This window comes from Hymenobacter coccineus (genome assembly GCF_001816125.1).
In the GTDB taxonomy this organism is placed as follows: domain Bacteria; phylum Bacteroidota; class Bacteroidia; order Cytophagales; family Hymenobacteraceae; genus Hymenobacter; species Hymenobacter coccineus.
Map to the genome: position 1 here is coordinate 1 of NZ_MDZA01000138.1, position 5,973 is coordinate 5,973.

5 protein-coding genes are annotated in these 5,973 nt (G+C 68.9%); 3 read left to right on the forward strand and 2 right to left on the reverse strand.

Going from position 1 to position 5,973, the window contains the following annotated elements:
- A partial coding sequence (locus tag BEN49_RS09965) for a non-ribosomal peptide synthetase (RefSeq protein ID WP_125916693.1) occupies positions 1-2,473 on the reverse strand: 2,473 nt, incomplete at its 3' end.
- The gene (locus BEN49_RS09970) at positions 2,383-3,099 is read right to left on the reverse strand and encodes a hypothetical protein (protein ID WP_070742883.1); all 717 of its coding nucleotides are present in this window, start codon (positions 3,097-3,099) and stop codon (positions 2,383-2,385) included. The genes BEN49_RS09970 and BEN49_RS09965, both read right to left, overlap by 91 nt.
- A gap of 506 nt (positions 3,100-3,605) precedes the next feature.
- On the opposite strand from BEN49_RS09970, the gene BEN49_RS09975 reads away from it, so the two are divergent.
- From BEN49_RS09975 to BEN49_RS28840, 3 genes are all read left to right on the forward strand, one after another.
- Positions 3,606-4,733, forward strand: a complete 1,128-nt coding sequence (locus tag BEN49_RS09975; protein WP_070742885.1) for a sensor histidine kinase — start codon at positions 3,606-3,608, stop codon at positions 4,731-4,733.
- 155 nt (positions 4,734-4,888) lie between these two features.
- Entirely contained in the window at positions 4,889-5,629 is a 741-nt protein-coding gene (locus tag BEN49_RS09980) for a LytR/AlgR family response regulator transcription factor (RefSeq protein WP_070742887.1), read from the forward strand.
- 153 nt (positions 5,630-5,782) lie between these two features.
- Positions 5,783-5,973 (forward strand): hypothetical protein (locus BEN49_RS28840; RefSeq protein ID WP_204376083.1); only part of this gene is annotated, 191 nt, incomplete at its 3' end.

Genomic DNA, 5,973 nt, shown 5'->3' on the forward strand with positions numbered 1-5,973 from the left:
GCCGGCGCCGGCCAGCGTGCGCACGCGCTGCGAGGGGCGAACCCTGCCAACCCTCGCGGGGCCGGCACGCGCTGGCGGCGGCCACCACCGAGAGGTCGTCCAGCTCGGCCTCGTCGCCCAGCTCGGTGTCGTTTTCGAGGATGGCGCGCAGGCCCACGTAGGCGTCGCGCCCCACCCGGATGGGCCCCAGGACGAGGCGGTCGCGCTCGATGCGGTAGCCCAGCAGGCCGGCCTCGCGGGCAATGCTGGCGCCGTCGTCCAGCGTCAGCAGGTCGAAGGTCATCAGGCGCGTCGAGCCCAGGTACACGCCGTGGCCGATGCGGGCCCCCAACAGGCGGTAGAACACGTTGAGGTAGGGCGTGGCCGACAGCAGCTGGGTGGGCGCGGCTTCCACCAGCTTCTTCACCACCCAAAACCGGACGTAGTACAGGCCCCACAGCGGGTACTCACCCGCCTTAAACCGGCCAATAATCAGCCACTTAAATACGATTACCAGCCCGCAGGCCACCGGTACGTAGGCCAGCACTGCGGCCGCCACCAGCGCCACCAGGGCCCAGTCGGCCTGCGCCGTCAGCCAGGGCCGCACGGCGATGGAAGTGTTCAGAATCAGCACCGGCACGAGGTAGAACAGGAACACCGCCGCCGCCTGTAGCACCGCCGTGAACACGCGCATCGTGTGCGAGGCGCGCGGCACTGGGGGCCCTGCGGGGCCCTCTGCCGCAGGGGCGGGCGCGGCGGCCGCGGCGGCATCTACGGCTTGGGCCAGGGCCTCGATGGTGCGGCGGGTGTACATCTCCTTCACCGAGAGGCCAGCGAACTGGGGCTGTTGGCGCAGCTCGGAGATGATGAGCGAGGCCAGCAGCGAGTTGCCGCCAATCTCGAAAAAATCGTCGGTGGTGGAGAGGTCGGCCGTGTCGAAGCGCTTCTGCCAGGCGGCGTACACGGCGGCTTCGGTGGGGGTGCGGGGCAGGGCTAGCTCGCGGGTGGGGGCCGCGTCGCCAACCACTGGGTAGGGGAGGGCCTTGCGGTCGACCTTGCCGCTGGTGAGCAGCGGGAACGTGACCAGCGGCACCAGCGCGGCCGGTATCATATAAGGAGCCAGCCGTTCGCGCAGGTAGGCGCGCACGGCCTTGGCGTCGAGCGGCGGGTGGGCGGGGTCGAGGATGAGGTAGGCGATGAGCTTCTGCACGCCGTCGTCGCCGGTTTTCAGGGCCACGGCCGCGTTGCGGATGCCGGGCCACTGCAACAGCAGCGACTCAATTTCGGCCAGCTCCACCCGGAAGCCCCGGATTTTTACCTGCGTGTCGATGCGGCCCAGGAAGTCCACGTTGCCGTCGGCCTCGAAGCGGGCCAGGTCGCCGGTGCGGTACAGGCGGCCGCTGAAGCCGGTAGCCAGTTCGGCCACAGTATTGAATTTGGCGGCCGTCAGCTCGGGGCGGTTGAGGTAGCCGGCGGCCAGCGCGGGGCCCCCAATGCACAGCTCGCCGGCGGCGCCCAGCGGCACGAGCTGCCCGAGCTGGTCGAGCAGCAGCGCCTCGTAGCCCGCCAGGGGCCGGCCGATGGTGAGCTTCTGGCCGGGCACAAAGTCGGCGGCCGTGGCCACCACCGTGGCTTCGGTGGGGCCGTAGGTGTTCACCACGCGGCACTGGCGGCTGGCCCACTTGGCCAGCAGCTCGGGCGGGCACACCTCGCCGCCGAGGATGAGCAGGCGCAGGCTGGGGATGGCGCTGGCCAGCAGCGAGAGCAGCGTGGGCACCGTGGAAAACACCGTTACCTGGTTGGTGCTCAAGAAGTCGGGCAGGGCGTCGGGCGTCTTCATGGTTTCCTCGGGCACGGGCACCAGGGCGGCCCCGGCGGCCCAGGCCAGCCACAGCTCCTCCAGCGACGCATCGAAGGCCACCGAAAAGCCCTGTGCCACCCGATCCTGCGGGGTGGTTTGGAACAGCAGCTGCTCGGCCCGCACCAGGTGGCAAATGCTGCGGTGCGGGATGAGCACGCCCTTGGGCAGCCCCGTGGTGCCGGAGGTGTAGATAACGTAGGCGATGGACTCAGGGCCCCCGGCCACGGGGCCCAGCGGCGCGGCCGGCGCGGGGGCCCCAGCCGGCGCTTCGGCCAGGTTCAGCACCGGGCCGGGCCAGGCGGCGAGGTAGTCGGGCGGGGCATCGTTCACAAGCAGGGCCCGGGCCCCGCAGTCGTTGAGGATGAAGGTGATGCGGTCGGCGGGGTAGGAGAGGTCGAGCGGCACGTAGGCGGCCCCCGCCTTCAGCACGGCCAGCATGCCGGTGTACAGCTCCACCGACTTGTGCATGAGCAGGCCCACGAAGTCGCCGGCCCGCACACCGGCCGCTTGCAGGCGCGCGGCCAAGGCATCGGCCAGGGCGTTCAGCTCGTGGTAGGGCACGGCGCGGCCGGCCCACTGCACGGCCGTCTGGTTGGGGTAGGTGCGGGCGGTTTCCTCGAACAGCCGGTGCAACTGCTGGGGGCCCCGGCGGGCCCGCGCTGGGGCACGGCGCCGAACTGCTTGAGCTGCGCGACCTCGGCGGGGGCTAGGAAGAACACGTGGCCCACGGTGGCGCCCGGCGCCGTGGCCAGCTGCTCGAACACGCTTTGCACGTGGGCGGGCATGAACGGCTCGACGCGCAGCCCGCCCGCGGAATCGGCGCAGCTGAAGCCCACGGCCACGGCCTCGGGTTGCTCGAAGCCCAGCGTCACGCACCAGGTTTGGTCGGGGCGCTGGGCTTCGGGGGCGGGGAAGGAGATGCGGGCTCGCACGATGCCCGCGCCCAGCTCCTCGGCCACGCCGGCCAAGGCCAGGGCGAGCTGGCCGGCGGCTTCAGCCGCCACCTCGGCCAGCGTGAGGCCGTTGTGCAGGCCCAGCGTGACGGCGGCGGCGGGGAAATCAATTTCCGCGTTGGCGATGTGGAGCGTGGCTTGCAGCTGGGCCGGGTCGCGCTCGGGTGGGTGGCGGTAATACACCACCGCAAACGCGGCCAGGTAGCCGGCAATCAGCTTTTCCTTGCGCTGAAACTGAACTTCAAATTCGGGGGCCAGGGCGGCCGCGGGCGGCGGCAAAACCAGCGGTTCGTTAGCGTCGGGCATGGGAGCGGGGGCCCACACCGGGGGCCGCGTGGGGCCCCGGCGCGGTGGGTGTGAAAGTAGGGGCGAGAGCAGTAGGGTATTAAAAGTAGGTGCGCCGCAAGGATTTTTGGTGAAGTGATGCGCTGTGGGTTAGGCCGGTTGCCGCTGGCCGGCGCCGGGCTTTGGCCGCTCGGCGCCGGGCCAGGGGTGGGGCCCCGTGCGGCCAAAGCCCGGCGCTGGTCGGCACAATTGGCCGGTCGGTCGGGCCGGCCGCCGCCGGGCAAAGCGTGGGCCTAGATTTGCCTTCCCATTGGCCTGCCTTTTTACCGTCAAGAGGCTGCGCTGAATTAATTCGTGCCGTTACGCAGCGTCTGCTAGCGTGAACTTTGTCGTTCGTGCTATTTTCCTGGGGCCCGCCAACAAGAGCCCCGCGTGACAGCAGTTAGTGTTCGTTAATTCAGTGCAAAAATATGATTATCAACGATAAAGCTAATAGCTATCAGCTAAAAGCCAGTAGCTAAATTCCCATGGCCGACTTTACTTTCCGGCGCGCCCTCCAGCCGCTTATTCACGTGCTGGTGTGGGGGCTGTTCGGGCTCACGTTTCTGCTGTTTCACCCGCTCACGGGGCGCGTGGTTATGCCCCCGCAGTTCTGGGTGAAGCAGGGCCTGATGCTGGCCGTGTGGGTAGGGGCCTTCTACCTCACGGCGGGCGTCAGCGTGCCGCGGCTGCTGTTTCGGGGGCACACGGGCTGGTTTGTGGGGGCCCTGGTTGCTACCGCCGCGCTGCTGCTGCTGGCCAACTACGGCCTCGAAAAGCAGCTGCACCTGCGCGAGCTGATGGACCGCGCCTTCCACGCGGCCATCGACCCGGCGGGGGCGGGGCCCCAGCGGCGGGGCCCCGGCGGGCCCGCGCTCGGCGGGGGCCTGCGGGGCGCGCGCAGCCCCTTCCGCTTCGATGCCACCGGCACGCTCATCACGCTGCTGGTGCTGGGCATTTCCACCAGCATCACGGTGGTGCAGCGCTGGCAAACCGAGGCCCAGGGCCGCGAGCGGCTCGAGCAGCAGCGCGTGCTCTCGGAGCTGGCCTCGCTGAAGGCCCAAATCAACCCGCACTTCTTCTTCAACACGCTCAACAACATCTACGCCCTCACCCTGCTCGACGGCGAGCAGGCCCGCGCGGCCATCCACCGCCTCTCGCGCATGATGCGCTACGTGCTCTACGACACGGCCGCGGGCCCCACGCTGCTCAGCCAGGAGGTGGCCTTCATCCAGGACTACATCACCCTGATGCAGCTGCGCCTCACCGACCGCGTAACGGTGGAGTTTGCGCCGCCCGCACCGCTGCACGACGTGCCCCTGGCCCCCATGCTGCTGCTGCCTTTCGTGGAGAATGCCTTTAAGCACGGCGCGGCGGCCTCGCACACCAGCCGCATTGTGGTGGCCCTGCGCCAGCCCACGCTCCACACCCTGGCCCTGGAGGTGCGCAACACGCTGCTGCCCACGCCCACCACCGACCTGGCCGGCAGCAACGGCATCGGCTTGGCCAACACCCGCCGCCGCCTCGAGCTCCTCTACCCCGGCCGCTACGACTTGCAAGTAACCGAGCGCACCCCCGCCAACGAATACCTGGTGGAGCTGACGCTGACGGTGTAATTAGCTGTTGGCTTATAGCTGTTTGCTTTTTGAACGTGCGGAGCTGCCCGTTCACAACGGCCAGCCCCGGCAGCAGCAGTCAAACCATTGTAAACCTCAATTATTATTCGCTAATAGCCGTAAGCCACAAGCCATTAGCCAACAGCCAACAACACATGTCTACCGTCCTCAAGTGCATTGCCGTTGACGACGAGCCGCTGGCCCTGGGCCTGGTCTGCTCGTTTATTGAAAAAACCCCGTTTCTGGAGCTGGTGGGGCGCTACGACAACGGCGTAGAAGCCCTGAAAGGCCTGCACGCGCTGCCCCCGGGCGGCGTCGACGTGGCGTTTCTCGACATTCAGATGCAGGAGCTGAATGGGCTTGAGCTGGCCCGCGTGCTGGCCCAGGCCGGGGGCCCCCGGGTGGTGTTCACCACCGCCTTCAGCCAGTACGCCGTGGAGGGCTACCGCGTCGATGCCCTCGATTACCTGATGAAGCCCTTCAACTACGAGGAGTTTTTGCGGGCCGCCGGCAAGGCCCGCACCTACGCCGAGCGCGACCAGGCCGCCGCCACCCCCGCCGCCGCCCCGCCCGAGGAGGACAGCATTTTCCTGAAGGTGGAGTACCAGCTCGTGCGGGTGCTACTGGCCGATATTCTGTACGTGGAGGGGCTGAAGGACTACGTGAAAGTACACCTCAAAAGCTCGCCCCGGGCCCTGCTCTCGCTGATGAGCCTGCGGGCAATGGAGGAGAAACTGCCCGCCCGGCGCTTCCTGCGCATCCACCGCTCGTTCATCGTGGCGCTCGATAAAATCGAGGCCGTGCGCCGCCTCACCGTGCAAATCGGCGAGGCCACGCTGCCCGTGGGCGACCAGTACAAGGAGGCCTTCGGGCAGTTCCTTAGCCGCTGGACGTGAGGCCGCCCGGGGCCCCCGGCGACGGAACCGCCGGGTTGGTCTAGGAAGCGCGGCTCCCGGCCGAAGCCCGGCGGCGGCCGGGCCCCCCGCGGGCACCTTTGCGCCGCGGGCCGGCACTGGGGCCGCCCCGCTTGCTCTACGCCTTTGGCCATAATGCATCGCCCTGCCGCCACGCTCGTTGCACCCCGCGCCGCTGGAACCGATTTCCTGCGCCTCGCCTACCGCCCCGACGTGCACCAGCTGGTGGCGACGGAACCGCCGGGTTGGTCTAGGAAGCGCGGCTCCCGGCCGAAGCCCGGCGGCGGCCGGGCCCCCCGCGGGCACCTTTGCGCCGCGGGCCGGCA

Bases quoted from the DNA above. Each gene is read 5' to 3' on its own strand.
- BEN49_RS09970 (WP_070742883.1), bottom strand. From the start codon at position 3,099: ATGCCCGACGCTAACGAACCGCTGGTTTTGCCGCCGCCCGCGGCCGCC.
- BEN49_RS09980 (WP_070742887.1), top strand. From the start codon at position 4,889: ATGTCTACCGTCCTCAAGTGCATTGCCGTTGACGACGAGCCGCTGGCC.
- BEN49_RS09975 (WP_070742885.1), top strand. From the start codon at position 3,606: ATGGCCGACTTTACTTTCCGGCGCGCCCTCCAGCCGCTTATTCACGTG.